Consider the following 26,036-nt stretch of genomic DNA (forward strand, 5'->3'; position numbering starts at 1 on the left):
TAAGTGCCCGGTTAACGACGGACGCCTCCGTTCTCGCTATTCGGGAAGGCGGCGAATCTTGATCGGCGCAGGTGGTGGCCGATCTCGCTGGCGGCTGGCGGGATCGGTGCGGAGAGTGGGGCGGCGGGAACTGGGGGTGACGAGAGACGATCTTCAACACTTGTCCCGAACGATGGAGGGGTTCATGAGGTTGACGGCAGTTCTCGCGGCCAACGGGGGAGCAGGAAAGGTCCGAGGCGTCGCCGCACGCCTGGCCGCCGTGCTCACCGCGCTGTTGGTCACCATCTCGCTGGCGGCGAATCCGGCGGCGGCCCAGCCGGACACCGAGCCGGACATCACGCCGATGATCGTCGGTGGTGAGCTCCAGACCGATGCCGACGGCCTCGCGGCGGTGCTCATCAACGGCAACTACAACTGTTCCGGGTCGATCGTCGACAACTACTGGGTCCTCACCGCCCGGCACTGCATCGAGGATGCCAACGGCAACCGGCACCCCAACACGGCCATCAGTGTCCGGGTCAAGAGCATCTACTGGAACTCGGGCGGGGGTGTGGTGCAGGTCGCCACCTCCCGGGTGCGCACGAGCCACGACATCGCGATGCTCAAGCTCAACCGCTCGGCCAACGCGCAGCCGGTCCGGCTGCCGTCGGCCACCACCACGGTGGGCGCCACCACCTACGCCTTCGGCTGGGGGCGGACGTGCTCCGGATGCAACCCCTCGACCACGCTGCGCCGGGCAACCCAGGACGTCCTCGCCATCAACGGGTACGTCGACTACTTCGGCGGGCGGGCGATCCGCACCAACGGCCTGAACGGCAACGCCTGTTTCGGCGACTCCGGCGGACCGCTGTTCAAGCTCGTGGACGGGCTGCGCTACCAGGTGGGCGTCCTCTCCACGATCAGTTCGGGCTGCACCGGCCTCGCGTACTGGGCGACGGTCCCGGACAGCCGGGACTGGATCCTGGACGTCATGGCGACGGTCTAGTCGCCGGGCCGGCCCGTGCGTCCGGGCCGGCCCCTCCCGTCCGTTCCGACGTCCGGGCTCGCCCGGCAGGGTGATCTTCGAGCGGGTAGGGTGCCCGGATGACCAGCTCCACCGTTGTCGATCGACCGGCACCCACTACCGGACGCGGCGACGCGAGTAGGTTGCCGTCGCTGACCGGGCTGCGGTGGGTTGCCGCGCTGCTGGTCTTCGGTTTCCACGCCGGCACCATGCGGATCATCGCCGAGCCGGGCCACCAGGCGGTGGTCAGCGAGATCTTCACGCTGGGCCTCTCCGGGGTCCAGTTCTTCTTCATCCTCAGTGGCTTCGTGCTGGTCTGGTCGGCCCGGACGGGCGCCTCGAAGCGGCGGTTCTGGCGTCGCCGGCTCGCCAAGATCTACCCGAACCACCTGCTGATGTGGGCGCTGGCCATGCTGGCGGCGCTCTGGTTCGCCGACCCGATCAACCCGGTCGCCGCGCTGGAGAACCTCCTCCTGTTGCAGGCCTGGGACCCCCGGCCCGGGTACTTCTACAGCGTCAACAACGTGAGCTGGTCGCTCTCCTGCGAGCTGTTCTTCTACCTCTGCCTGCCGCTGGCGCTGCCGCTGGTGCGGCGGGCCCGGCCGTGGATGCTCTGGGCGGTGGTGATCGCGGTGCCGCTGCTGATCCTGGCGCTCTGGCCGGGGCAGGCGCTGGTGCCGGAGCAGAGCCGGTGGTGGTTCACCCAGGTGTTCCCGCTGGTCCGGTCGCTGGAGTTCTGGATGGGCGTGGCCGCCGCGGAGCTCATGCTGCGCGGTCGTTGGCGGGGCCCACGGCTGCCCGTGGCCGGCCTGATCTTCGTGGCGACCTGGGTGGCAGCCTCCCAGTGGATCCGGGCCGAGCTCTGGGCGGCGCTGCTCTCCGTGGCGTACGTCCTGGTCATCGCCGCGGCGGCGGACGCCGACGTGCACGGGCGTCGCTCGCCGCTGCGGTCCCGGCCGATGGTCTGGCTCGGCGAGGTCTCGTTCGCCTTCTACCTGGTGCACGTCTTCGTGATCATGACGATCCTGCGACTCACCGGCGACTGGGGAACGGGGCTGCCCGGTTGGTGGGGCCCGACCGCGGTGATCGGCTTCCTGCTGCTCACCCTCGGCCTGGCCGCGCTGCTGCACCGCTATGTGGAGCAGCCGATGATGCGCGTACTGGCACCACGTCCGGCGGCGTCCGGCGGGTCGTCGCCCGCCGCGCCGGCGTCCAATCAGGACGGCCTGACGAATCGGCGGTGACCTGGGCAGCGGGGTGCCGTCCGGCGGTTGGCCGGACGCGACACGCCCGGCGCCGATGCGGTCCGGCGGCCCCGGCGGTAGCGTGATGGGGTGCTTCCCGTCGCGCCCGCCCGTTCACTGTGGTGGCTCGCGCGCTGGGCGGCGCGGCTGCTGACCGGGTTCGCGGTCGCCGCCGCGTTCACCGTCGGGGCCTGGGCGATGCCCGCCTCGGCAGGGCCCGCCGGGCAGCCCGACACAGCGGCCTCCGGCCGGTTCGACGCGGCCTCCGGCCGACCGGCCGTTACCGTCGCGCCGCAGGCGCACACCGGGTGGCAGCCGGCCGCGCTTTACGCGCCGGTCGATCACCTGGCGCAGGGCGTGACCGCCGGCACCGACCTGGACGTCGCGATCGCGGTGCCCCCCGCGGTGCCCACCCCGCTCCGGCCATCCACCACCGGCGGCCCCGCCGCCCCGGTCGCGTCGGCGTTTCCGGTGCTCGCCCCGGGCGCCGACCCCGCACGCGGCCCGCCCCGCTCCTGATCCCGTCGCCTCTCCGGCGGCGGTGACCGGCCGTCCAGCGCGGTTGTCCTGGTGACCACCACCGTCCGGCCGGACGCCTTGGAGACGGGCCACCGTGACCGGGACCCATCCCTTCCGATGCATCGCCCCACCGCTGTACCCGAACCCCGTGGCGCGGCCACGAGACGGTCCGGGTCCGCACGAGTCGTCGTCACCCGTACCAACCGGCCGATGAGGTACGCCATGGAGAGCGCAGTCGTCTACCAGTTCCTGATCGAGGTGCCACGGGCCGCCGCCATCTGGTCGGTCCTGCTCGTGCTCGCGCTCGGCGTACTCGCCGCCCTGGTCGCCCGGCCCGAGTCGGCCCGGCCGGACGACGGCGAGCCCGCCGACCCGGTCGAGGACCCCGCCGCGACCGCCGCGGCCGACCTGCGTCGCTACGCCGGTGAGGTGGCGGTGGCGGCGGCCGGCGCCGGGCAGAATGCCGCCCGGCGGCGGGACGCGTGGCGGGCCGCCCAGGCCGAGCTCGACCGCGCCTGGGCCGGGTACGACGAGGCGGAGTCCACGGCCCGGAGGCTCTCCGCCGTCGCCGCGCTGCCCGCCCCCCGCACGCCCCACACCCCCGCCGAGTACGCCGCCCGGGAGCGTTGGCTGCACCGGGCCGCGATGGTCGCCCACTGGCGCGGAGACCTGTCGGCCCGTCAGCTCAGCGACGTGCTCGCCCGCCGGGCCGGCTGGGATCCCCGCCGGCACCCGGCCGAGCAGGAGATCCTCCTCGCCCGGGTGGTACGCGACGGCCGCCTGGCCGTCTATCGGGCCGCCGCCGAACGGGAGCGCGCCGCGTGGCGAGCTGCCGAGGTCGCCGCCGACGCGGCCCGCGTCCTCTCCGCCGAGGCGTACGCCGCCGCGGAGCAGCTCCGGCCGAACCGGTTGCCGGCGCTGCGCCGGGTCGCCGTCGGCCGCCCGGCCGCGATCCTGCGCTGGCGACCGGCCCGGGTCGGTTGAGCGCACGCGCCGGGGCTGCCGGGGATTCGGTGAGCCCGGTCACAGGGCCGGGAAAAACGGTCATCTGGTGTAAGTCGGCGGATGCTTGCCGCAATTTCCGGACAATTGTTTACGGCCGGTCCGGTTGTCGCCTCAAGGTGCCCGGATGGCCGCGCATCCCATTGAGCGACGACAGTTCCCGAACGCCCGAAAAAAACTCTTCTGGATCATGTTTAAGCAGCTCACGCCGGGTTGGCAGGGTCATGACCGGCCAGTAGTGTCGGCCCGTCCGGTGCGGTAACCGATCGCAAGAGGCGACGCCGCATCGACCCGCTCAATCGTGATCTCACGAACCGGGGACCCACTGCACCACTGGGGTGAATCCGCGAGCCTCGGCCCGCGGTAGGGCGATCTTCCCGCCCGAATCCGTCAGCTAACCCGGTCGGCGGTGTCGGAAGGAGTGCTTACTTCGTGCAGCACATTTCGATCCCCCCATTGTTCCCCTGCCTCCACGGCACCGCGGTGCCCGCGCTCGCCGGCCCAGTGGTCGCGAGCTGATACCGGCCCACCGCCGCCGCCCGGTAGCCCGGGCGCACCCCGTTGAACGGCCCATCCGCGTACTCGGGTGGTCGTCGGTGACCCTGCCGACTCGACCGCCGGAGCCGGTGCGCCGCTCACCCCGAGCCCCGTGGAGGATTCCGTGAAGCACACCTTCAAGCGTCAGCTCCGTCGGCTGGCCACCGAACGTCCGTACCAGGTCGTCGCCGCGTCGGCGGCGGCACTGGTCGTCGCCTCCGGCGCTGGTGCCCTGCTCGCCAGCACCGAGGACGCCCCGGCCACCGCGCAGACCACGACCGCCGTCGCCGAGCTGCGAAGCGACACCGCAGCGTCCCGCGGGGACGCCCGGGTCGTGGCGGCCCCGTCGACCGCTGCGCCGAGCAGCGCGGCTCCGGCCAGCTCCGCAGCACCGGCCAGCGCCGCCGCCTCGCCGTCGGCGCAGGCCAGCTCGGCCGCGCCGGACCCGGACGTGACCAGTAAGAAGGCGGCGTCGAAGCCGCCGACGTCGAAGGTCCTCGACTACGACTACCAGGCCCAGACGACCGGCTACTACTGCGGCCCGGCCGCGGTGCGCAACGCGCTCAGCGCCGCTGGCATCGATCGTGACCAGGACACCCTGGCCGGCCAGCTCGGCACCACGTACGCCGGCACCAACTCGGCCGAGGACACCACCCGCGTGCTGAACGCCACGGTCAAGGGCAGCCCCTACAAGACCACGATGATCCGTGGTGGCTCCGCCACCTCGGCCCAGATGGACCAGCTCCAGGCCGACGTCGTGGCCGCCCTCAGCGCCGGGCGGGCTGTCGTGGTCAACGTCGCCGGCAGCGCCACCGACACCGACGGCGGCTGGCACTCCTTCCCCGGCGGCCACTACATCGCCGTGGTGGGCTACGACGACGAGGGCCGGCAGGTGAAGATCGCCGACTCGGCCGACCCGTCGTACTACTCGTACTGGATGAGCACCATCGATCTGGCGAACTGGGCGGCCACCCGCGGTTACTCCGCCTGATCGACTCGTCCTGTTCGACGACGGCGGGGCGTCCGGACCTTTCGGTCCGGGCGCCCCGGTCGGTGCGGTGCCCCTGATCGGTGTGCTGGCCCCGATCGGTGTGCTGGCCGGCGTGGTCAGTAGTTGATGAAGCCGTAGAGCGCCATGTGGTTCGACCTGGTGCCGGCCACGGTGTGGTCGATGCTGGACGGCTGCACGTCGCCCCTGATGAAGATGTAATCGATCTTGCTGGAGCCGCTGGTCGCCTTCGACCCGTAGCCGGTCATGCCGGAGCCGCCCAGGGTGTTCGCGGCGATGCCCGTCCGGTTCGCGTCGATGCCGACGATCCGGATCGTCGAGTTGTTCATCAGGCTGGTCGCGTCCGCGCCGATGTGGATGCCCGTGTTGCTGATGCCGGTGGTGCCGTCCCCGGCACAGGCGTTCTGCCGGTTCTGCTCCGGCAGGTGCATGGTGGCGGCGAAGACGCTGGTCCCGGTCGATTTGATGGTGAACCGGGCGGCGATGGCGCTGGTGCGCTTCCACTTGTGGGCGTTGGTGGCGCCGTCGTCGTTGTTCGGCGGCTTGTAGAGCGTGCAGCCGGCGCCGCTGTTGTAGGCCGTGCCCGGCTTCAGCCAGCCCGCGCTCCAGTATTTCGAGATGTCACCCGAGGCGAGGTCCAGCGTACGGCTGTTCCAGATGATGGCGTTGGTCTGCTTCTTCTTCAGGTCGCCGAGGGACTGGTCGCTGCACTTGTGCGTGCTGCCCCACGGCTCCGGGTCGGTCCAGGCCACGATCGCGCGATAGGTGCCGGCCGGGTAGCCGAACTTCGTGCCCAGTTGGTTCGCGTACGCCTCGGCCTGACCGGTGCCGCGCACCTGCTGCACGATCAGCAGGTCGGGGGCGGCCACTCCGGAGGTGCCCTTCTGCCCGTTGTCGTCCACCAGCATCGAGGTGAGCTGGTCCGGCCCGGAGACGCGCGTGCAGGTCCCGTCGGAGTTGTTCACCACCAGGTTCTCGATGTTGTTGTTGTAGACCCGGAGGACCCGATCCGCAGCCGCGGCGGTGCCCGCGCTCTCGTCCACTCTCACGGCGGCGGCGGAGGAGGTCGGCGCGGCAAGCGCGAGCAGCGTTACGGCCACCGTGGCAGTCATCCAGCCCGACCGATTCCTGAGATGCAACGCGTACTCCTGTCGATGGTGGGATGGCGTCCCCGCGCCACCGCTCGGGCACACTGTATATTCATCCTGATCATGGTGAGGCCCTGACGGGACAATCAGGACGGTTGCCGCGAGGCCGACATCCCGGCGGCGGACCGGTCGCCGAAGCGTCGCCCGGTGTCGGGTGCCGGTCGCCGGTATCGCCGCTGCTCTCGGGCGCTGGCAGACTGCGTACATGATCGAAGAATCGCCGGGCCGGGACGGCCGCCCCGTACTACTGCTGCTGCACGGCATGGGCGCGACCGGCGACGTGTGGCTGCCCGGGGCGTCGCTGCTGGAACAGCAGTGGCCCGGCCGGTGGTCGGCACCGGACCTGGCCGGTCACGGCGGCGCGTCCGCGCTGCCGGAATACTCGTTCGCCGGGCTCGCCGGCCGGGTCGCCGGTGGCCTGGGCGCCGGCGACCGGGTCGTGGTGCTGGGGCACTCGCTCGGCGGAGTGGTCGGCCTGGCGCTCGCCGCCGCCAGCCAGGGTGTGCCGGTCGACGCGGTGGTCGGGCTCGGCATCAAGGCGGTGTGGTCCCCGGAGGAGCTGGCCCGCGCCGGTGATCTTGCCACCCGCCCGGTCACCTGGTTCGCCACCCGGGGCGAGGCGGCCCGACGGTACCTGCGCGTCTCCGGCCTGGCCGGCCTTGTCGCTCCCGACCATCCGATGGTCGACGCCGGGCTGCGGCAGGCCGACGGGCGATGGCGGCTGGCCATGGACCCGGCCGCGTTCGCCGTCGGGGAGCCCGACCTGACCGCGCTGCTGGCCGCGATCGACGTACCGGTCCTGCTGGCTCGCGGCGAGCACGACCCGATGGTGTCCGACGCCCAGCTCAAGGAGTACGGCGTGCCGGTGGCCACCCTGCCCGGCCTCGGCCACAACGCCCACGTGGAGGACCCGGCAGCCGTGCTCGCCCTGCTCGACACCGTGCGCCCGCACCCGAAGACGTCCCGGGCTGCCCCGCCGAGGTCAGGCGAGGGCGCTCACGGCGTCGGGGCGGACGGACCCGCCTGACGGCGCTCACGGCGTCGTCGCAGTCGCCTGGCCAGCATCAGGGGCAGCAGGTGGAGCAGGACGACGAGCGCGACCGCCAACGGGGCGATCTGCGCCGTCGAAAGCCCGTGCAGCGCCAGCACCAGCGCCCCGCACGCGCCGGTGAGCAGCGCGTTGAGCGCAACACGCAGCGAGGTCGATCGAGTCGACTCGTCCAACTCGGCCTCGTCGGCCCGCCGCCGCAGCGCCGTGACCATCGCCGTGACCGCCATCAGCACGGCGAATTGCAGCGCCCACCAGGCGGCCGTGCCGACGCTGGCCCCGTCGGTCGCCGACGGCGCGACGACGGTCGTGACCGCGAAGAGGACGAACGCCGGCAGCCCGGTGAAGACCAGGGCGGGAATCGCGGTCAACGCAAGCCTTCTCGCCATGCTGACCTGCGGCTGGACCTGCTGCGCGAGGTGGGCGCGAAGGTCGTCGGAGGCCCACGTCAGCTTGCCGGACGAGCGCGCGTCGGGTGTCGGGCGTGACATGCGGGCAAGCCTAGTGCGCCGGCTCCACTTTGCACCGTCGGACGGGCGACGCCCGCAATGCGGCGGTGTGGCCTTTTCCCGGCCGGCAGATGCCGCCGGAGCCGGTCAGGGGGTGGGGGAGAGCGGCGTCGTGGTCGCGACGCGCGGTGCCGGCGGGGTCCAGGCCGGGTCGAGTTCGCGCCGGGCGGCGGTCAGGAATGCCTCGGCGTACGACTCGGCGGGGAAATCGCCCAGGTAGCGCCGTCGGGTCGCCCAGCGTGCCTCGGCGAGCGGGTCGGTGTCGAGCAGCCGGGTCAGCACGTCGTCCAGGTCGGCCATGTCCCGGCGCAGCACGTAGCCGGACGCGGCCAGGGGGAAACGCTCGGTGAACCGGGCGCCGTCGGCGCCCATGTCGGTCACCGTGTACGGCTTGCCCGAGTACAGCCAGTCGGAGACGACCCCGGAGACGTCGGAAACCAGCGCGTCCGCCCGGTTGACCGACTCGGCCAGGGTCAGCCGGCTCGCCGCGGCGCCGAACAGGTGCTGCCGGCCGGTGCGGGCCCGGTCGGCGGCGAGGAGTTCGTGCAGTCGCCCCAGTTGCCGGGCCGAGGCCGGGTTCTGCGCGGTGTACGGGTGGGCCCGCAGGATCACCGTGGCGCCCCGGTCGAGCAGCCGCCGCAGCAGCGTCTCGGCCACCGGCAGCGAGCAGTAGTCGGTGTCGGCGTGGTGCCCGGTCCAGGTGGGGGTGTAGAGCACGGTCGGGTTCGCCAGCCCACGGGCCGGCTGGCTGCGTACCTCGATCGCCTCGACCTGCGGACGGCCGACCACCACGAACTTCTCGGCCGGGATCTCCACCCCGGCGCGGGCGTACCGGTCGACGGCCGCCGGGCCGGCGACGAAGATCCGGTCGAAGATCGCCGAGACCGGGTTGGCGCTGGGCGCCTTGTCGCTGTCGCCGTGGTGCAACTGCACGTGGGTGAGCTGGGTGAAGCGGATGCAGTGGCTGTTCTTCGCGCCGTGGTTGACGTAGAACGCCACCCGCAGGCTCGGCACCAGCACCTCGTCCATGTTCCGCAGCGTCGGGCAGTAGACCACCGGGGCGGTGGTGGCCGCCGCGATGGCCGGCAGGGCCTCGGGCTCGCGCACCATCACCACGAACGGCCGGCCGATCCGTTCCAGGTACGGCAGCCACATGGTGACCTGGTACTCCGAGCCGGGCGGGGCGGAGAAGTGCAGCACGAACTCGGGCTGGTGCCGGCGTAGCGCCCGGGTGACCGCCGAGCCGCCGGCGGCGGGTCGGAACCGCCGCCGGGCCAGGTCGAGGGCGACCGCACCGGCGGCGGCACCCACCAGCAGGCTCGCCGCCAGGGCGACGGCGGCCGGCAGGCCCGCCAGGGCGGCCAGGGCCAGCACGGCGAGCAGCCCCGCCACGGCATCGGGGAGGCCGGCGGTGACCTGCGGCACCCAGGTGCGTACCGGCAGGTTGGCGGCGCGGATCTCCAGGTTTCCGGCCTGCCGCAGCGGGCCGGTGAGCAGCACCACACCCAGCAGCACCAGGGCGGTGGCGGCCAGGGCCGGGTCGAACCCGGCGTCGAGCTGCCGGGCGTAGCCGACCAGGACCCCGGCCGCGATCAGCGTGGTCTCCGCGACCGCGTCGGCACCGGGGCGTACCCGCCGTTCCCAGACCACGGCGGCGAGCGCGACCACCGCCAGCCCGAGCCCCCAGGCGGTCGCGCCGGTGAGCGCGACCACCAGGAATGCCAGGACCGCCCCGCCGGTGGCGAGGCCCCGGGCGGCCAACTTGCGGACCAGGTCACCACGCATCTCGGTGTCGCTTCCTCGCGCTCGTTGCCGGTGGGTCAGCCGACGGTGGTGCCGCTTGCCGAACGGGCGGCCTGGGCGGGCACCACGGCGGCCGGGGCCTCGCCGGGCGGCCGGCGCACGTCGATCACCTGGCCGGTGAGATCCGAGATCAGCACGTCCAGCGACGCCTGGGCGACGGTCTCGGCGGCGAGCAGGGTGTGCTCGGGCTCCGTGCCGAACGCCTTGGTCCGCATCGGGGTGGCGGTCCGCTCCGGGTTGATGATGTTCACCCGTACGCCGAACTCCGCCCACTCGTCCGAGAGCGCCTGGGTGAGGTTGACCAGGGCGGCCTTGGTGGCCGAGTAGAGCGCGTAGTCCGCCCGGCCGCGGGTGTACGAGCTGGAGGTGTAGAGGAGCAGCTGGCCCTTGGTGTGCTGGAGGTAGGGCAGGGACTGCCGGGCGACCGTCACCGGGCCGACGAAGTTGACCTGGAGCACCCGGTCGATGGTCTCCTGGTCCATCTCGGCCAGCGCGCCCTTCTCCAGGATCCCGGCGGTGACCACCACGTGGTCGATCCGGCCGGTGGCCTCGAAGGCGGTCTTCAGCGCGGCCTCGACGTCCTCGGGCCGTTCGACGTGGGTGCCGGTGCTGGAGCGGCTGAACGGGAAGACCTGGGCGCCGTGCCGGCGGGCCAGCTCGGTCAGGTCGTGACCGATCCCGTAGCTGCCGCCGAAGACGACGATCGTGCGGCCGGTGACCTCCTCGCTGTAGGCGCGGTGGTCGGTCAGCCGGGGCACCTGGGCGGCGGCCAGCTGGAACAGCTTGTCCGCCAGGTGCACGTCGACCGGGTGGGTGACCTTGATGTTCTCGTCCGAGCCGTCGATCACCTTGATCGGCGTGTCGGGCAGGTAACGGAGCACCACGCCGCAGTCGTCGGTGGCGGCGAAGTTCGGGTCGCCCTCGGCCCGCCGGTACGCCTCGCGGATGGTGCCGGAGCGGAACGCCTGCGGGGTCTGGCCCCGGCGCAGCGTGGCGCGCACCGGGATGTCGGTGATGCACTCGTTCTCGTCGACCTGGATGATCGTGTCGGCCGACGGGATAGCCACGTCGACCGCCGCGTACGTCCAGAGCGCGTTCACGCACTCCCGGACGATCCGGCCGCTGAGCAGGGGCCGCACCGCGTCGTGGAAGAGGATGTTGCAGTCCTCGTCGCCCACCGCGTCCAGCGCGATGCGGGTGGTGGCGTTGCGGGTGTCGCCGCCCTCGGTCACCTTGGTGACCTTGCGGAAGCCGGCCTTGTCGACGATCTGCTGCGCCTCGGCGACGTGGCCGGTGGCCATCAGCACGATGATCTCGTCGATCTCCGGTGCGGCCTCGAAGACGGCCAGCGTGTGCTCGATGATCGGCTTACCGGCGATCTTCAGCAGCTGCTTGGGGATACCGAGGCCCAGCCGGGTGCCGGTGCCGCCGGCGAGCACCACGGCCACCGTCCGCGAGGGCCGCCACGGCGCCGGGTTCTCCGGTGTGGTGCCCGGGTCGGTGGTGTGGTCCTGCGTCATTGCGGGTCCTCGCTCTCGGATGGCCTCAGGAACGGGTGGTGAACGGAAGGTGCCGCCGACACGGCGACGGGTTGAACCTTAACGCGCCGACCGCGTCACCCCAACGGGACGACGCGGTCGGCGCGGCACCGCCGGGGTGCCGTACGTTCACCCGAATTCTACTTGGTGTTGGTGAATGCCTCGTAGGCCCGTAGTACCTCTGCGGTCGGCCCGTCCATCCGGATCTCACCTGATTCCAGCCAGATTGTCCGTTCACACGTGTCCCGCACCGAGGAGAGCTGGTGGCTCACCAGGAACACCGTGCCGGCCCCCTCCCGCAGCTCCCGCACCCGCTTCTCGCTGCGCTTGCGGAACGCCTTGTCGCCGGTGGCGAGGGCCTCGTCGATCAGCAGCACGTCGTGCTGCTTGGCCGCGGCGATGGAGAAGCGCAGCCGGGCCGACATGCCGGAGGAGTAGGTGCGCATCGGCAGCGAGGCGAAATCGCCGCGCTGGTTGATCCCGGAGAACTCGATGATCTCGGGGAGCTTGCGCTGCACCTCGGCCGGGGACATGCCCATGGCCAGGCAGCCGAGCGTGACGTTGCGCTCGCCGGGCAGGTCGTTGAGCAGGGCGGCGTTCACCCCGAGCAGCGACGGCTGGCCCTGCGTGTAGACCGCGCCCCGCTCCACCGGCAGCAGCCCGGCGATGGCCCGCAGCAGCGTCGACTTGCCGGAGCCGTTGGTGCCGATCAGCCCGATCGCCTCACCGCGGTACGCGGTGAAGGTGACGCCGCGGACCGCGTGCACCTCCCGGACGTTCGGCGCGGAGGTGCGGGTCACCATCCGCTTGAGCGCGGCCACCGGGCTGGTGTTGCCGGCGGCGCCCTTGTGCACCCGGTAGACGACGTGCGCGTCGTCCACCACCACGGTCGGGACCCGTTCCTGGACCCGGGGCAGGGTCAGCGTCACGTCGTTGGACATCGCGAGGTGATCAACCACGGCCGTACTCCTGTTCGCCGCGCCAGAAGTAGAGGTAGCCCCCGAGGCCCATCACGACCGCCCAGCCCACCGCGACCAGCCAGGTCAGGGGCAGGGAGTCGTTGAGCAGGGGCGCGTTCTCCAGCAGGGAGACCCGGGCCAGCTCGATGTAGACCAGCATGGGGTTGAACTGCACCAGGGCGGTGGCCCAGCCGGGCAGGTTCTCGGAGAACAGCTTGACGCTGTAGAGCACCCCGGAGCCGTACATCCAGGCCCGCAGGACGAAGGGCATGACCTGCTTCAGGTCGGTGGCCTTGGCGCCGAGCCGGGCCACCACCATGGTCAGCCCGGCGTTGAAGACGGCCTGGAGCAGCACCGCCGGCACCAGCATTAACCACGCCAGGGTGATCGGCTCCCCGGTGGCCAGCACGATGCCGACCAGCACCAGCAGCGAGCCGAGCAACTGCTGGAACTGGGTGGCGGTGATGGCGAGCGGCAGGCAGGCCCGGGGGAAGTGCAGGGCCCGGATCAGCCCGAGGTTGCCGCTGATCGCCTGGGTGCCCTGCTGGACGGTGGTCTGGGTGAAGTTGAAGATGAACAGCCCGGTGGTGAGGTAGGCGATGAAGTTGTCCATCCCCCGGCTCTGTTCGAGCACCAGCCCGAAGATCAGGTAGTAGACCGCCGCGTTGGTCAGCGGGGTGAGCACCTGCCAGAGCTGGCCCAGCCGGGCGTTGCTGAACGAGGCGGTCAGCTTGGCGTTGGAGTACGCGGCGATGAAGTGCCGGTACTTCCAGAGTTGGCCGCTGTAGCGACCCAGCGAGGGCCGCTGGCCGGCCACCCGCAGCCCGTGCCGGGCGGCCAGCTGGGCTGGAGAGAGGCCGGAGTCGGGGTCGGCCAGCGCGGTGTTGGCCATGGGGATGGGCGCTCCGATCTGTCGTGCCGGGCGGGTTCTTCGCGACGATGAATCTAGCGTGGCCGTTGCGTGGAGCGCCGCCTCGCCGCTGCGTGGACAGTAGTCCGAAACACGTCGGGACGCAACCGTACCGTCGTTGCGGTACATTGTCCTGCGTGACAGCCGAGAAGAGCCCGAGGTGACGACCGGGAAGAGGCGCGCACCCGCCGGCGCGGCGGTGCTCCGTGGTGAGATCACCACGGCCATCCGTCGCGCCCTCATGCAGGAACTCGCCGCGGTCGGCTACGGCCGGCTCTCCATCGAGGCGGTGGCCCGCCGGGCCGGCGTCAGCAAGACTGCGATCTATCGTAGGTGGAGCTCGAAACTCGACCTCGTCCTGGAGGTGGTCGCCACCGCCGCCGGGGGTCGCCTGCCCGCGCTGGATACCGGCAGCCTGCGCGGCGACCTCGCGCTGCTGTTCCAGGTGGTGGCGCACGCGCTGCGGCACCCGCTGGCCTCGCAGATCATTCCCGACCTGCTGGCCGAGGCGGCCCGCAACCCGACCATCGGCGAGACGCTCCAGCAGGTGCTGCGGGCCCGGCAGCAGGAGGTCGCCGGCCGGCTGATCAGCCGGGCGGTGCAGCGCGGCGAACTGCCCGCCGCCACCGACCCGGAGGCGGCGGTCGACCTGATCGTGGGGCCGCTGTACTGGCGGCTCGCCATCGCCCGCACCCCGCTCACCGACAGCTACCTGGAGAACCTGGTCGAGTCGGTGGCGCTCGGGCTCGGCGCACAGGACGCGCTGCCCCGCCAGCGCGAGGCGCCCGTCACTGGTTGAGCCGGGTCCGCCCGGGGTACCGCTGGCGGGGTCGACCGGCAACCCGGACCGCAGCGGCGTCGTCCCGCGCGTCGGCTCGACCCGGCAGCCCGGGACCGACTACTACTCTCGGTGTGGTTTTGTGCGGCACGAGGGCCGCCCGGGCGCTCGGAACGAACCAGCGCGCCGCACCTGCCCGTTCTACGACAAGGACGCTCCGTGTCGATGACCGACCAAACCGTCGCCGCCGCGCCCACGCCGGCAGCGGCCGACGGGCCGACCGGTCCAGATTCCACCCGGTTCACCCGTACCCGCGCGGTGTCGGGTCGCATCCGGGCGGGGATCGCCGCCATTCCCGCCGTGCTGACCGACGGTGCCGTGCTGGCGTTCGCGCTCTGGACGCTGCTCTACCACGCCGCCCTGCCGCTGGGCCTCGCACCGTCGCTGACGCTCCGGATCTGGCTGGTCGCCGGCCCGGCGTTGGCGCTGCTCGCCCTGGTGATCCGGGTCGCCGTGCGGTGGTGGCGCGGGCGCGCCGCCGGGAACCCGGCGACCGACCCGGAGCCCGAGTCCACCCCGGCCCAGGAGCGGGCGGAGCCCGATCCGGCCGTCAGCCCGGACGCGGTTGCCGCCGTCAGCCCGGACGCGGTTGCCGCCGTCAGCCCGGACGCGGTTGCCGCCGTCAGCCCGGACGCGGCGGCCGTCAGCGGCGGGGACGCCGACGTGGCGCGGCGGCCGGACCGGCCGGACGCCGAGTCGCTGGCCGGCCGCCCGGCGGCGGACCGGGCCGGCCGGATGCCGGTCGCCCAGCGCTGGTGGACCGCGCTGGTCCTGCTGGTCGGCGCCGGCGCGGCGATCACCGCCGGCCTGGCCGGCACCCCGGCCGGCGCCGGCCTGTCCTGGTGGGTGCCGGCCTCCGCCGGGGCGGTGGCCGCCGCCGGGGCGGTGCTGCTGACCTGGCGGAGCTGGCGGGCCCTCCCGGCGAGCCGGCCGGCCGCGCCGGCAACCACCGCCGGGCAGTCGGTGTACGCGCTGCTGATCGCGGGGGTGGCCGCGGTCGCCTCGCTCCGTTTCGCCCGCAGCACCCCGGACGACGTCTACTACCTGGGCCGGGCGGCGTGGGTGGCCGACCGGGACCTCGTCCCGCTCAACGACTTCCTGTTCAGCGAGAACGTCCTGCCGGCGATGGCCTCCCAGCCCCCGATCGCCAGCATCGAGGTCCTCGCCGGTGCGCTCGGTCGTTTCCTCGGCATCTCCGGCGCCGAGGCCACCTGGTACGTGCTGCTGCCGGCGATGGCGGTGCTCGCCGTGCTGGCGCTCTGGCGGCTGGTGCAACGCTGGGCGCCACGCCGGCCGGTGCTCGCCTTCACCGTGGCCGCCGCCTTCCTCGCGCTGGTCGCCGGGCCGGACGCGGCCCTGGGCACCTTCCATCTGCCCCGGCTCTACCAGGGCAAGGGGATGTTCGTCTCCGCGGTCGTGCCGTTGATGTGGCTCTACCTGACCCGCTGGTTCGACGACCGCGCCAAGCGCGGGCTGGTGCTGATCGTCGCGCTCTCGGTCGCCGCGATCGGGCTGACCACCACCGCCGCGATCATCCTGCCGCTGCTGGTCGGCGGGGCGGCCCTGATGATGCTGCTGGTGGGGCGCTGGAAGTCGGCGCTGGCCGCCGGCGTGGCCGCCCTGGCGTATCCGGTCGGGGCGGTGCTCGCCACCCAGCTGATCCTCGGCACGTCGGCCAACGAGGCCGCGGCGGACGTCAACTTCTACGACGCCGCGCACACCTACCGGCGTACCTTCGAGATCGGCATCGTGGGCGTGATCGGCGGGCTCGCCCTCTGGTGCGGGCCGTTGCTGGCCCGCCGCCGTACCCCGGCGCTGCTCGCGGCCGGCGGCGCCCTGACGCTGAGCGTGCTGCTGGTGCCCGGGGTGCTGGAGTGGCTCAGCGCGCTCACCGGCATCTCGGTGGTGCTCTGGCGGGTGCCGTGGCTGCTCGCCCTGCCGGCGCTGATCGGGCTGCTGTGCACCGTCTGGCTGCCCACCCGGCTGCGTACCGTGCGCGCCCTGGCCGGCGTGGTGCTGGCCGGGGCGATGGTGGCCTCGTTCGCCGTCTACGCCACCCCGATGTGGTCCGAGCGCAGCGGGGTGGAGGTGTACGACCAGCCCACCCTCAAGCTCCGGCCGCCGCGGCAGGCCATCGCGGAGTGGATCGAGGGTCTCGACCGCCCGGACGGGCTGGTGCTCGCGCCGGCGAGCATCATGCGGACCATCCCGATCCTGACCAGCCAGGTGCGGGTGGTGCTGCCGCGCGACCTCTTCCTGGTCGAGTACGACCTGAACTCGCAGTTCGCCCGGGACCGGCTGGTGCTGACCCGGTTCGCCAACGGCGGCCCGGCTGCGGAGCGGCCGACCCGCGACGAGGTGGCCGCGGCACTGGAGCGGGTGGACGTCGGCACGATCTGCGTCTACAGCCAGAACCGCTTCGCCCGCCGGACCGCCGCGCGGCTCGGCTACACCGAGTTCGCCGAGCGTCCCGCCGATCCGCCCGTCCACCCGAACGCGGTGACCTGCCTGCGCCGGGAGTGACCCCGCCGGCCCGGCTCGGGTCGCCGCCCCGACGACCGGCCGGCGGGCGACCGGCCGGCGGGCGGCGGTTTTGTCCGGTACCGGCCCGGTCCGTCGCGCCGGCGGGCATGCTCGACAGGGGCAGGCCGTCGCAGAGGGGGTTTGGGCTATGGAGAGCTACCACGAGGACTGGACCGACAGCCAGCGCGCCCTCTACGACGAGTGCTACCGGGCCGGCGCCGACTGGGCCGACGACCCCGCCACCCCGTCCGAGGACGTGCAGCACGTGATCAACCTCGGCGAGGCCGACGACGACACCCTGGCCGACTCGGAGATCGACTTCCCGCCGCTGGTCGACGCGGTCGCCGAGGCCACCGGCGAACTCGTCGCCACCGTGCCGGCCAGCCACGACGATCCCGGCTTCAAGGGCTTCCTGGACGGGGTGCGGGACACCACCGCCGACGAGGTCTTCGGGCTCTAGGGGCCGCCCACCGGCCCCGGGCCTGTCACCTCGGCCGATTGTCTGCGACCATCTTCAGCGGAGCAGACCGAACGGGGAGGCCGGGTGCGCATCCTGCTGGTCGAGGACGACCGTCGGGTGGCCGCCGCGTTGTCGTCCGCGCTGACCCGGCGTGGGTACGAGGTGGAACACGCCGCCACCGTCGCCGCCGCCATCTCCGCGGCCCCCTGCGACCTGGTGCTGCTCGACCTGACCCTGCCCGACGGCGACGGCACCGACCTGTGCCGCGAGCTGCGCCGGCGCAGCAGCCAACTCGGCATCATCGCGGTGACCGCCCGGGGCGAGGAGCGGGACCGGGTGCTCGGCCTGCGGCTCGGCGCCGACGACTACGTGGTCAAGCCCTTCTCGATGGTGGAGTTGCAGGCCCGCATCGAGGCGGTGCTCCGTCGCGCCTCGCACGCGGCGCCGGCCCGCAACCTGATCGAGGTCGGGCCGGTACGCATCGACGTGGCCGCCCGCACGGTCACCGTGGCCGACCGGCCGGTCTCGCTGACCCGAAAGGAGTTCGACGTCCTGCTCTCGTTGGCCCGGCAGCCCGGGGTCGCGGTGCCCAGGGACCGGATCCTGCTCGACGCCTGGGGGACCACCTTCGCCGACCGGCACACCGTGGAGGTGCACGTCGGCTCGCTGCGCGGCAAGCTCGGCGACCCGCGCCTGGTGGAAACCGTCCGCGGCGTCGGGTACCGGCTGCGGAACGAGTGAGGGGCCTGCGGTGCGGCGGCGCCTGGTGATCAGCTACCTGCTGCTGATGGTGCTGGTGCTGGTGGCGTTGGGCACGCCGCTGGCGGCGACCCTGACCACCTGGGAGACCGACCGGGTCCGGGCCGACCGGCTCGCCGACGCCACCCGGTTCGCCTCGCTGGCCGGGCCGGCGCTGCGCGGTGGCGCGCCCGGCCCGCTCGACAACGAACTGGACAGCTACGACGAGCTGTACGGCATCGGCGCCGCGGTGCTCGATCGGGACCGCCGGATCGTGGCGGCCTCGGCGAGTTGGCGGCCGGCCCTGGGCACCCGGGAGGCGCTGGACGTCGCGTTGTCCGGCCAGCAGATCAGCGGGCCGGACTCGGTGTGGCCCTGGCTGACCGGGCCGATCGTGGTGGCGGTGCCCATCAACGACGGTGGCGAGGTGCTTGGGGCGGTGGTCACCGCGACGCCGACCGACGGGGTGCGCCGTACGGTGGCCACCTGGTGGTTGCTGCTCACCGCGATCGGTCTGCTCGCCGTGCTGGCCTGCGTGCTCACCGCGTTCGGGCTGGCCGGCTGGGTGCTGCGCCCGGTCACCGAACTGGACGCGGTCACCCACGAGATCGCCGAGGGCGACCGGAGCGCCCGGGTGCAACACCGGCTGGGCCCGCCGGAGCTGCGCCGCCTGGCGGCGAGCTTCAACCACATGGCCGACGTCGTCTCCGACGTGATGGACCGGCAGCGGGCCTTCGTCGCGCACGCCAGCCACCAGCTGCGCAACCCGTTGACCGCGCTGCGGCTGCGGGTGGAGGAGCTGGGGCCGAACCTCACCGATCCGCAGGGCCGCGCCGAGCACCGGCTGGCGTTGGAGGAGACCGACCGGCTGGCCCTGCTCCTCGACGCGCTGCTCACCCTGGCCCGTGCCGAGCGCCGGGAGAACCAGCAGGTGATCGTCGACGCGACGGCGACGGCCGCGTCCCGGGTGGCGGCCTGGGAGCCGCTGGCCCGGCACCGGTCGATCGCCCTGCGCCTGGCGGCCGACCCGACCCCGGTGTACGCCCGGACCGTGCCGACCGCCATCGACCAGGCGCTCGACGCGCTGATCGACAACGCGGTGAAGTTCAGCGCGGCGGGCGGCGAGGTGACGGTCTCCGTCGCGGCCCGCGACGGCGGGATCGCGCTGGAGGTACGCGACACCGGCCCGGGCATGACCCGCAGCCAGCTCGGCCAGGCCACCGAGCGGTTCTGGCGGGCGCCGGAGGTGCAGAACGTGGACGGCGCCGGGTTGGGGCTGACCATCGCCGCGGTGCTGGTCGACGCCTCCGACGGTCGGCTGACCATGCACTCGAACCACCCGCGCGGCCTGGTCGCCGCCCTCTGGTTCCCGGCTCCCGCCGCACCGGCCGGTCCCGCCGAACCGTCCGCGCCGGTGCCGCCCGCGCCGGTGGTGGCCTGAGCCGGGCATCAGCACGGAAGCCAGAAGCATAGGCTTGCGGCGAAATGTAGTAGGAGTGCTATCGTTCCGCGCAGGAATAGTACGGGGAGGAGAGGTCATGGCCGTTGACGCCGGGGTGGGCACCCCGACCGGCAGCGGGTCGTCCACCGACCGGGGCGTCGCCCTGGAAGTGCACGACCTGCGGATGCGGTACGGCTCCACCGATGTGCTCTCCGGGGTCTCGTTCACCGCCCGGCAGGGCGAGGTGCTGGCGCTGCTCGGCCCCAACGGTGCGGGCAAGACGACCACCATCGAGATCCTGGAGGGTTTCCGGATGCGCTCCGGCGGCCAGATCGGGGTGCTGGGGGTCGACCCCGCGCAGGGCGACGAGCGGTGGCGGGCCCGGCTCGGCGTGGTGCTCCAGTCCTGGCGCGACCACGGCCGGTGGCGGGTGCGGGAGCTGCTGCAACACCTCGGCACCTACTACGGGCCCTACTCGACCGAGACGATCCGCCGGCCGTGGCACGTCGACGAGCTGATCGAGGTGGTCGGCCTGACCGAGCACGCCGACAAGAAGGTCGGGCAACTCTCCGGCGGTCAGCGCCGCCGGGTCGACGTGGCGATCGGCATCGTCGGCCGGCCGGAGGTGCTCTTCCTCGACGAGCCGACCGCCGGCTTCGACCCGGCCGCCCGGCGCGAGTTCCACGACCTGGTGCACCGGCTGAGCGACATCGACGACACCACGATCCTGCTCACCACCCACGACCTGGACGAGGCGGAGAAGCTGGCCGACCGGATCCTCATCCTGGCCGGCGGCCGGATCATCGCCAGCGGGTCGGCCGACGAGCTGTCCCGACGGATCTCCGTCGAGGCCGAGGTGCGGTGGAGCCGGGGCAAGGGGCGGTTCGTGCACTCCACCAGCGACGCGACCGGGTTCGTCCGGGAGTTGTTCGCCCAGTACGGCGAGGAGATCGCCGACCTTGAGGTGCGGCGGGCCAGCCTGGAGGACACCTACATGGCGTTGGTCCGCGAGTACGAGTCCGGGCGTGCCGACCGCGCGGCCCGCGTCTTCGAGGAGGTGGCCCGATGAGTCCGACGGTCCGTCCGCTGTTCGTGGCGGCCCGGGCGGGTCTGTCCCGTGGCCGGATCGAGTTGCGGCAGAGCTTCACCAACGCCGAGACCCTCTGGGGCTACTTCTTCCCCACGGCCATCCTGCTGGTGGTGATGTTCTTCCTGCGGGGCGCGGAGGTGCCGGGCACCAACTTCTCGCTGGGCGCGCAGACCCTGCCCAGCACCCTCGGCATGACGGTGGCGTTCGGCGGCCTGGTCAGCGTCGCCTCGATCCTCACCATCGAGCGCGAGGACGGCACCCTGCTGCGGGCCAAGGCCACGCCGAACGGGATGCTCGGCTATCTCATCAGCAAGATCACCCTGGTCGCCGGGATGACGCTGGTCAGCGTCGCCCTGCTGCTCCTCCCGGGGATCTTCCTCTTCGACGGGCTGATGCTGGGCAGCGTCGGCGCCTGGGTGACGCTGGCCTGGGTGCTGCTGATCGGGATGGTGGCGACCATGCCGATCGGGGCGGTCTTCGGGTCGCTGCTGTCGAACCCGCGCAACCTCGGGCTGATCATGTTGCCGATCATGGGCCTCATCGCCACCTCCGGCATCTTCTACCCGATCACCGCCCTGCCGGGCTGGGTGCAGGGCCTCGCACACGTCTTCCCGATCTACTGGCTCGGCCTCGGCATGCGGTCGGCGCTGCTGCCCGACGCCATGGCCGCCGTCGAGATCGGCCAGTCCTGGCGACACCTGGAGACGCTGCTGGCGCTCGGTGCCTGGGCGGTCGTCGGGCTCGTCCTGGCGCCGGTGGTGCTGCGCCGGATGGCGCGTCGGGAGTCCGGGTCCAGCGTCGCCGCCCGCCGGGAGAAGGCGCTACAGCGGGTGACGTGAGGACGAGCCATGAATGAGGTCGTGTACAACCGCATCGCCATGCTGCGGGCGGAGCGCGGGATCTCCCGCCGGCAACTGGCCGAGGCGCTGGGCGTCCACTACCAGACGGTCGGCTACCTGGAGCGGGGGGAGTTCAGCCCCAGCCTGCACCTGGCGTTGCGGATCGCCCGGCACTTCGAGGTGCCGGTGGAGGTGGTCTTCTCCACCGAGGCGTTCCCCCGCCTCGGCGACACCGTCGCCACACCCGTCCCCCGCTCCGCCTGACCGAGCGTCCGGGAGACCGGCGGAAGCTGCTCGGGGTTTCCCGGCGGTCGCTGACCCGTCCGGGTCAGGGTTTGCTGGCCCGGTACCAGGCCGCCGCGCCGGGGTGCAGGGGCAGCGGCGAGGTGGCGATCGCCGCCCGGGGGCTCATCCGCCCGGCTGCCGGGTGCGCGGCAGCCAGCTCGGAGCGCCGCTCCATCAGCAGCCGGGTCACCTCGCGGACCAGCGCCTCCGGCAGGTCGGCCCGGACCAGCAGATAGTTGGGGTTGGCCACGGTGGTGACCGGGTCGATGCCGTACACCGAGCGGAGGATGTCCCGGGGCACGTACACCTCCGGGTTGCCCTGGCGCAGCGGCGCGACCCACTCGCCGAGGTCGACGATGCGGGTGGGGTTGTCCCGGGCGAACTGGGCGACGGCGCGCACCGGGAGTCCACCGGAGAAGAAAAAGGCGTCGATCTGCCCGGCCCGCAGGGCGGCCACCGAGTCGTCCAGGCCGAGCCGTTCCCGGTGCACCTGCGCGCCGTCCAGCCCCGCCACGGTGAGCAGCCGGCGGACCGTGATCTCGGTCCCCGACCCCGGCGCGCCGACCGATACCCGGCGTCCGCGCAGGTCGGTCAGGGTGTGCACCGGGCTGTCGGCGGAGGTGACCAGGTGCAGCAGGTCGTCGTAGACCCGGGCGACCGCCATCACCGGTGAGTCCGGATCCGGATCGGCGGGCAGCACGTCGGCCTGGGTGAAGCCGAGTTCGGCCTCGCCGGCACCGAGCAGCCGGACGTTCTCCGCCGAGGCGGCGGTGACCATCACCTCGGCGTGCACGTTGGGCAGCTCCCGGTTGAGGATGGTGGCCAGCGACTCGCCGAAGGCGTGGTAGACGGCGGTCGGGCTGCCGGTGGCGATGCGGATGCGTACCGACTCGGCGGGGGAGTCCCGGCAACCGCCGAGGCCGGGCAGGGCCAGCAGCACGGCGAGCGCCAGCGTCGCGTGGGCGCCGCGCCGCCGGGCTCGGGCGGCATACCGGGTACGGCTCACGGGCAGCACTGTGCGCCGCCGAACCCCCGTGGCGCAAGCCCGCAGGTGGGGATGTCGTGGATGCTGGGCGCGTCGGGGCGCGGCGATGGCCGCTCCGGTTGTCAGGCGACCGGGCGCTGCGCCGTCTGCGCCCCGGCGTGCTGGAGGATCCGGTCCCGGTCCCGGCCGTGGGCGACGCTGACCAGGTAACAGCCGGTGCCGGCGCGCAGCATCGCCGGCACGTCGAGCAGCGCCGCGCCGCGAACCAGCACGGCGGCGAGTTCCCGGTCGGTGATCCGCACCCCGAGGATGTGCCGGCGGACATGCCGCCCACCGGCCAGCAGCGCGGCCCGCCAGGCGGCGGCGGCCAGCCCGGTGCGCCGCAGCCGGCGTACCGTCGAGGCGCCGGGCAGCGGCCCACCGAGCAGCTCCCGCCGGCCGCGGTGCCAGCCGTTCTCCACCAGCGTCAGGTACGCCGCCCGGTGCTCCCGGGGCACGTCCAGGCGGTGTAGCTCGTAGCGGCGGCGCAGCCCGCCGACGGCCCGTTCGTGCCGGACCGGAATGCCGAGGCGGTCGAGCAGCTGGCGGGTCCGCCGGGCCGCCTCCTCCCGGTTGAACTCGATCGTCGCCGCCCGGCCCGTCTGGGCCGGTAGGCGGGCCAGCCGCTGGCCGGGCGCTGCCGGGGGCGGCATGCACCGCAGCAGGCAGGCCGTCTCGAACGCGTCGGCCAGAGTCGTCCAGTCCAGTAGCGGAAGGACCGGCGGCGGCTGGGCCGGCGGCGGCTGGGTCGGCGGCGGACGGTGTCGGTCGAGCAGGATCGGTTCGGCAACCACCGGAGGGCCTCCTTGTGGCGTCGGGTTTCCTTACGGTGACCCGTGACGCCGGTGGGTGGTACCGATCCGGCCCAGCCTTGAGGAAATCTTGCGCCTCGTTACAGCTCGGAAACCACGACGTCCAGCTGACGGGCGCGCCCCGGGGGCGTGGGCTGCTCGCAGACCGTGTACTTCAGGTCCCGCAGGGCGCTCACCAGGGCATCGGCGGTACCCGGCCGGGCGCCCGCGAGCAGCAGGTCACGGACCAGCCGGCCCTTGGTGGCCTTGTTGAAGTGGCTGACCACCGAGCGCACCGGCACGCCGTCGACCTCCCGCTCGTGCAGCACCCGCACGGTTACGGTGCGCGCGGCCAGCTCGCCGCGGGGCGTCCAGGCGGCGGCGTACGCGCCGGAGCGCAGATCCAGCACCGGGCCGGTGCCGGCCGCCGCGGTCAGCGCGGACGCCAGCACCCGCCGCCACAGCGCCGGCAACGCACCGAGGCCGGGCAGTCGGGCCCCGATCGGGCAGCGGTACGGCGGGATCCGGTCGGTCAGCCGTACCGCCCCCCACAGGCCGGAGCTGACCAGCACCTGCCGCCCGGCCGCCCGCTGCGCTGCCGGCGGAAGCGTGGCCAGGTCGAGGGCCTCGTAGAGCACGCCGGTGTAGATCCGGCCGGCCGGTGCGGTGGCGGCCTGCTCCAGCCGCGCGTTGCGCCGCAGCTCTCCGTGCTGGGTCGGGCCGAGCCCGAGCGCGGCCAGCGCCACCTCCGGTGGCCCGGCGCCGAGCGCGACCAGCGCGGCCAGCACCTGCGCCCGGACGGGGTTCAACTCCGGCAGGGAGAGCCGGGCCAGGTCCAGCCGACGGCCCGTCCCGGCGTCGGCCTTGCCCTCGGAGGGCGGCAGCAGGATGAGCATCGGCGACTCCTCGGGCGGCCCCGGTTCGCACCACGCGCCGGGTCCGGCCAGCGTACGGCCCGCCCTACCGCCACGGTCGCACCGGCGTCCGCGGGTGGTACACCCGGTACTCGCCGACCTCGGCGAGCAGCGCCGGGTCGGCCTGGTCGCCGAGCAGTTCCCGCAGTCGCCGTTCGGCCGGCGTGCCGGTGGCCAGCACGTATCCGGGCCGCTCGGCGCGGGCCAGCCGCCACCAGTACGCCGGGTAGCGGTTCTGCCCGCGGTGCAGATCGCCGTCGAGCACCCCGCAGACCACCTCCTCGGCGGTGTTGAAGACCAGCCGGTTGCACGTCCAGTAGTCGCCGTACACCTCGCGCAGCCCGGCGGCGCGGACCGTGGCGGCAAGATCGCGGGCGTGCCGTTCCTGGGTGCGGCCCGGCGTCGCGCCGGCGGTGGCGAAGATCACGGTGACCACCAGCGAGATCGCCGCCAGGGCGGCCAGCACGGCGGTGGACAACGCGCCGGCCAGCCGGCCCGCCGCGCCGACCGTGCCGCGCCAGCAGGCCACCGCCGACACCCAGAGCGGCCAGAGCACCGCCGGCAGGGACAGTTGCAGCACCGACAAATAGCGGGCGTTGCTCAGCGGCTCCGTGGCGGCGAGCGGGCTGCGCACGTACGCCAGCAGGGTCAGCGCGGCACCGGCGAGCAGCGCGAGGTGCAGCACCGGGCCGACCCGGTCGGGCCGCCCGGTGCCCCGGCGGTACGCGACCACCGCGAGTGCCGCCGCGACGGCCAGCAGCACGGGGTAGAGCAGGCCGAACCACTCCTGCCAGCGGGCGCAGCCGTCGACCGGGCAGAGCCCGGCGGCCAGCGGCACCCCCTCCAGCAGCCCACCACCCAGCCGCTGCGACCACGGCGGCGCCGGCCCGCTCCCGCTGCTGATCGTGCGCAGCACCGACAGGGAGTCCTGGCCGGGCGGGGCGACCAGGTTGTCGCGGATCATCGGGGCGACCCCGACGGCGAACCCGGCGACCAGCAGCAGCCCCGCCCCGCCCAGCAACTCCCGGCGGAGGGCCCAGAGCAACGCCAGCCCGGCCACCGCCAGGTACGGCACGATCAGCCAGTCCGACCAGAGGGCCAGCCCGGCGAGCAGCCCGAAGCCGCCGACGGCCAGCCGGCGGTGCCGTACCGCCCGCCGGGCCAGCCCCACCACGACCAGGAGCATCGCCAGCACCGCGACCTTGACCTCCGCCCGGCCACCGACCGCCGTCACCTGGTCCCGGATCACCCGCTCGGAGCCCAGCGCCAACAGCCCGACGATCGCGGTGGCGAACCACGGCGAGCCGATCCGCCGGGTCAGCCGGTGGATCAGCCAGAGGAACAGCGCGTAGAGCGCCAGCAGCGGCAGCCGCAGCACCGGCCAGCTCGGCCCGGCCACCGCGATCAGGGGCGCGGCCAGGTAGGACTCCAGCATGCCCATGTAACGCTGGCCGTAGAGGAAGACCGGGTGTTCCCGACCCTGCGCGATGTGCAGCGCGGCCAGCCCGAAGGTCGCCTCGTCGCTGTTGGACACCGGCACGGTCTGCGCCGTGAGGAGCAGCCGGTAGCCGACCCCGAGCGCGCCGAGCAGCAGCGCGACGAGCGCCGGCCGGTCCAGCCGTGGACGCCATCGCCGGCGCTGCTGCCCCGGTAGCACTGCTGGTGGCACGACCATCGCCCCCGTCGTCGTCCCGACCGGAGTGTTTCACGCTCGGCGGGCCACCCGCGCGCCGTTGTCCTTGATCGTCTGCATTCCGGTGACTGCCGTCCCGGCGTCTCCGGTCAGCGAAATGCAGGCGATCAACGGGGCGGGGGCGCTGGCCGGCTCCGCGTGGCCGAGGTCGCAGGCGTGTGGCAGGGTTGC

Annotated in this window: 24 protein-coding genes and 1 riboswitch; of the genes, 14 read left to right on the forward strand and 10 right to left on the reverse strand. The window is 73.2% G+C overall.

Annotated elements, in window-relative coordinates:
* Window positions 1–184 precede the first annotated feature (184 nt).
* From ACQPYA_RS10170 to ACQPYA_RS10190, 5 genes are all read left to right on the forward strand, one after another.
* Complete coding sequence (locus ACQPYA_RS10170; protein WP_433532362.1) at window positions 185–985, forward strand: S1 family peptidase; 801 nt, start codon at window positions 185–187, stop codon at window positions 983–985.
* Between the two features lie 98 nt (window positions 986–1,083).
* Window positions 1,084–2,247, forward strand: coding sequence for an acyltransferase family protein (locus ACQPYA_RS10175; RefSeq protein ID WP_433532363.1), 1,164 nt, complete (start codon window positions 1,084–1,086; stop codon window positions 2,245–2,247).
* A gap of 90 nt (window positions 2,248–2,337) precedes the next feature.
* Window positions 2,338–2,766: a hypothetical protein gene (locus tag ACQPYA_RS10180; protein ID WP_433532364.1), complete on the forward strand. Its 429-nt coding sequence runs from the start codon at window positions 2,338–2,340 to the stop codon at window positions 2,764–2,766.
* A gap of 210 nt (window positions 2,767–2,976) precedes the next feature.
* Window positions 2,977–3,750, forward strand: coding sequence for a hypothetical protein (locus tag ACQPYA_RS10185; protein WP_433532365.1), 774 nt, complete (start codon window positions 2,977–2,979; stop codon window positions 3,748–3,750).
* 300 nt (window positions 3,751–4,050) lie between these two features.
* A riboswitch (cyclic di-AMP (ydaO/yuaA leader) is annotated at window positions 4,051–4,192 on the forward strand.
* Between the two features lie 225 nt (window positions 4,193–4,417).
* The gene (locus ACQPYA_RS10190; protein WP_433532366.1) at window positions 4,418–5,296 is read left to right on the forward strand and encodes a C39 family peptidase; all 879 of its coding nucleotides are present in this window, start codon (window positions 4,418–4,420) and stop codon (window positions 5,294–5,296) included.
* A gap of 116 nt (window positions 5,297–5,412) precedes the next feature.
* Here the strand turns inward: ACQPYA_RS10190 and ACQPYA_RS10195 are convergent, their stop codons facing one another.
* Window positions 5,413–6,426 (reverse strand): hypothetical protein, encoded by a 1,014-nt coding sequence (locus ACQPYA_RS10195; protein WP_433532367.1) that lies wholly within the window; start codon window positions 6,424–6,426, stop codon window positions 5,413–5,415.
* Between the two features lie 241 nt (window positions 6,427–6,667).
* Between ACQPYA_RS10195 and ACQPYA_RS10200 the strand changes: the two genes are divergently transcribed.
* The gene (locus ACQPYA_RS10200; protein WP_433532368.1) at window positions 6,668–7,489 is read left to right on the forward strand and encodes an alpha/beta fold hydrolase; all 822 of its coding nucleotides are present in this window, start codon (window positions 6,668–6,670) and stop codon (window positions 7,487–7,489) included.
* Here ACQPYA_RS10200 and ACQPYA_RS10205 read toward each other — a convergent pair.
* The 5 genes from ACQPYA_RS10205 to ACQPYA_RS10225 form a co-directional block, all read right to left on the reverse strand.
* Entirely contained in the window at window positions 7,459–8,001 is a 543-nt protein-coding gene (locus tag ACQPYA_RS10205; protein ID WP_433532369.1) for a hypothetical protein, read from the reverse strand. The genes ACQPYA_RS10200 and ACQPYA_RS10205 overlap by 31 nt on opposite strands.
* Before the next feature lie 105 nt (window positions 8,002–8,106).
* Window positions 8,107–9,804 carry a CDP-glycerol glycerophosphotransferase family protein gene (locus tag ACQPYA_RS10210; protein WP_433532370.1) on the reverse strand — a complete coding sequence of 566 codons (1,698 nt, stop codon included), beginning with the start codon at window positions 9,802–9,804 and terminating at the stop codon, window positions 8,107–8,109.
* A gap of 35 nt (window positions 9,805–9,839) precedes the next feature.
* Window positions 9,840–11,342, reverse strand: coding sequence for a D-ribitol-5-phosphate cytidylyltransferase (locus ACQPYA_RS10215; RefSeq protein WP_433532371.1), 1,503 nt, complete (start codon window positions 11,340–11,342; stop codon window positions 9,840–9,842).
* A gap of 158 nt (window positions 11,343–11,500) precedes the next feature.
* On the reverse strand, window positions 11,501–12,301 hold the full coding sequence (locus ACQPYA_RS10220; RefSeq protein ID WP_433533451.1) for an ABC transporter ATP-binding protein: 801 nt from the start codon (window positions 12,299–12,301) through the stop codon (window positions 11,501–11,503).
* A 10-nt stretch (window positions 12,302–12,311) separates the two neighbouring features.
* Complete coding sequence (locus ACQPYA_RS10225; RefSeq protein WP_433532372.1) at window positions 12,312–13,211, reverse strand: ABC transporter permease; 900 nt, start codon at window positions 13,209–13,211, stop codon at window positions 12,312–12,314.
* A gap of 217 nt (window positions 13,212–13,428) precedes the next feature.
* Here ACQPYA_RS10225 and ACQPYA_RS10230 point away from each other — a divergent pair, with 217 nt between their 5' ends.
* From ACQPYA_RS10230 to ACQPYA_RS10265, 8 genes are all read left to right on the forward strand, one after another.
* Window positions 13,429–14,028, forward strand: coding sequence for a TetR/AcrR family transcriptional regulator (locus ACQPYA_RS10230; RefSeq protein WP_433533452.1), 600 nt, complete (start codon window positions 13,429–13,431; stop codon window positions 14,026–14,028).
* A gap of 204 nt (window positions 14,029–14,232) precedes the next feature.
* A complete protein-coding gene (locus ACQPYA_RS10235) occupies window positions 14,233–16,590 on the forward strand; it encodes a DUF6077 domain-containing protein (protein ID WP_433532373.1) in 2,358 nt (785 codons plus the stop codon).
* Between the two features lie 148 nt (window positions 16,591–16,738).
* A complete protein-coding gene (locus ACQPYA_RS10240; RefSeq protein ID WP_433532374.1) occupies window positions 16,739–17,050 on the forward strand; it encodes a hypothetical protein in 312 nt (103 codons plus the stop codon).
* Between the two features lie 84 nt (window positions 17,051–17,134).
* Entirely contained in the window at window positions 17,135–17,791 is a 657-nt protein-coding gene (locus tag ACQPYA_RS10245; RefSeq protein WP_433532375.1) for a response regulator transcription factor, read from the forward strand.
* 10 nt (window positions 17,792–17,801) lie between these two features.
* Window positions 17,802–19,229 carry a sensor histidine kinase gene (locus ACQPYA_RS10250; RefSeq protein WP_433532376.1) on the forward strand — a complete coding sequence of 476 codons (1,428 nt, stop codon included), beginning with the start codon at window positions 17,802–17,804 and terminating at the stop codon, window positions 19,227–19,229.
* 184 nt (window positions 19,230–19,413) lie between these two features.
* Complete coding sequence (locus ACQPYA_RS10255) at window positions 19,414–20,298, forward strand: ABC transporter ATP-binding protein (protein ID WP_433533453.1); 885 nt, start codon at window positions 19,414–19,416, stop codon at window positions 20,296–20,298.
* A complete protein-coding gene (locus tag ACQPYA_RS10260) occupies window positions 20,295–21,158 on the forward strand; it encodes an ABC transporter permease (RefSeq protein ID WP_433532377.1) in 864 nt (287 codons plus the stop codon). Before ACQPYA_RS10255 ends, ACQPYA_RS10260 begins: the two co-directional genes overlap by 4 nt.
* A gap of 9 nt (window positions 21,159–21,167) precedes the next feature.
* Window positions 21,168–21,422 carry a helix-turn-helix transcriptional regulator gene (locus ACQPYA_RS10265; RefSeq protein ID WP_433532378.1) on the forward strand — a complete coding sequence of 85 codons (255 nt, stop codon included), beginning with the start codon at window positions 21,168–21,170 and terminating at the stop codon, window positions 21,420–21,422.
* Window positions 21,423–21,486: 64 nt separating this feature from the next.
* On the opposite strand, the gene ACQPYA_RS10270 is transcribed toward ACQPYA_RS10265, so the two are convergent.
* From ACQPYA_RS10270 to ACQPYA_RS10285, 4 genes are all read right to left on the reverse strand, one after another.
* The gene (locus tag ACQPYA_RS10270) at window positions 21,487–22,449 is read right to left on the reverse strand and encodes a TAXI family TRAP transporter solute-binding subunit (protein WP_433532379.1); all 963 of its coding nucleotides are present in this window, start codon (window positions 22,447–22,449) and stop codon (window positions 21,487–21,489) included.
* 101 nt (window positions 22,450–22,550) lie between these two features.
* A complete protein-coding gene (locus ACQPYA_RS10275) occupies window positions 22,551–23,261 on the reverse strand; it encodes a hypothetical protein (RefSeq protein WP_433532380.1) in 711 nt (236 codons plus the stop codon).
* A 98-nt stretch (window positions 23,262–23,359) separates the two neighbouring features.
* Window positions 23,360–24,154, reverse strand: a complete 795-nt coding sequence (yaaA, locus tag ACQPYA_RS10280) for a peroxide stress protein YaaA (protein ID WP_433532381.1) — start codon at window positions 24,152–24,154, stop codon at window positions 23,360–23,362.
* 64 nt (window positions 24,155–24,218) lie between these two features.
* Complete coding sequence (locus ACQPYA_RS10285; RefSeq protein ID WP_433532382.1) at window positions 24,219–25,841, reverse strand: hypothetical protein; 1,623 nt, start codon at window positions 25,839–25,841, stop codon at window positions 24,219–24,221.
* Window positions 25,842–26,036 lie beyond the last annotated feature (195 nt).

It is taken from the genome of Micromonospora sp. CA-263727 (assembly GCF_050942455.1).
In the GTDB taxonomy this organism is placed as follows: Bacteria; Actinomycetota; Actinomycetes; order Mycobacteriales; family Micromonosporaceae; genus Micromonospora.

Bases quoted from the DNA above. Each gene is read 5' to 3' on its own strand.
- ACQPYA_RS10170 (WP_433532362.1), top strand. From the start codon at position 185: ATGAGGTTGACGGCAGTTCTCGCGGCCAACGGGGGAGCAGGAAAGGTC.
- ACQPYA_RS10175 (WP_433532363.1), top strand. From the start codon at position 1,084: ATGACCAGCTCCACCGTTGTCGATCGACCGGCACCCACTACCGGACGC.
- ACQPYA_RS10185 (WP_433532365.1), top strand. From the start codon at position 2,977: ATGAGGTACGCCATGGAGAGCGCAGTCGTCTACCAGTTCCTGATCGAG.
- ACQPYA_RS10195 (WP_433532367.1), bottom strand. From the start codon at position 6,426: ATGACTGCCACGGTGGCCGTAACGCTGCTCGCGCTTGCCGCGCCGACC.
- ACQPYA_RS10200 (WP_433532368.1), top strand. From the start codon at position 6,668: ATGATCGAAGAATCGCCGGGCCGGGACGGCCGCCCCGTACTACTGCTG.
- ACQPYA_RS10205 (WP_433532369.1), bottom strand. From the start codon at position 8,001: ATGTCACGCCCGACACCCGACGCGCGCTCGTCCGGCAAGCTGACGTGG.
- ACQPYA_RS10210 (WP_433532370.1), bottom strand. From the start codon at position 9,804: ATGCGTGGTGACCTGGTCCGCAAGTTGGCCGCCCGGGGCCTCGCCACC.
- ACQPYA_RS10215 (WP_433532371.1), bottom strand. From the start codon at position 11,342: ATGACGCAGGACCACACCACCGACCCGGGCACCACACCGGAGAACCCG.
- ACQPYA_RS10220 (WP_433533451.1), bottom strand. From the start codon at position 12,301: ATGTCCAACGACGTGACGCTGACCCTGCCCCGGGTCCAGGAACGGGTC.
- ACQPYA_RS10225 (WP_433532372.1), bottom strand. From the start codon at position 13,211: ATGGCCAACACCGCGCTGGCCGACCCCGACTCCGGCCTCTCTCCAGCC.
- ACQPYA_RS10235 (WP_433532373.1), top strand. From the start codon at position 14,233: ATGACCGACCAAACCGTCGCCGCCGCGCCCACGCCGGCAGCGGCCGAC.
- ACQPYA_RS10240 (WP_433532374.1), top strand. From the start codon at position 16,739: ATGGAGAGCTACCACGAGGACTGGACCGACAGCCAGCGCGCCCTCTAC.
- ACQPYA_RS10255 (WP_433533453.1), top strand. From the start codon at position 19,414: ATGCGGTACGGCTCCACCGATGTGCTCTCCGGGGTCTCGTTCACCGCC.
- ACQPYA_RS10260 (WP_433532377.1), top strand. From the start codon at position 20,295: ATGAGTCCGACGGTCCGTCCGCTGTTCGTGGCGGCCCGGGCGGGTCTG.
- ACQPYA_RS10265 (WP_433532378.1), top strand. From the start codon at position 21,168: ATGAATGAGGTCGTGTACAACCGCATCGCCATGCTGCGGGCGGAGCGC.
- yaaA (WP_433532381.1), bottom strand. From the start codon at position 24,154: ATGCTCATCCTGCTGCCGCCCTCCGAGGGCAAGGCCGACGCCGGGACG.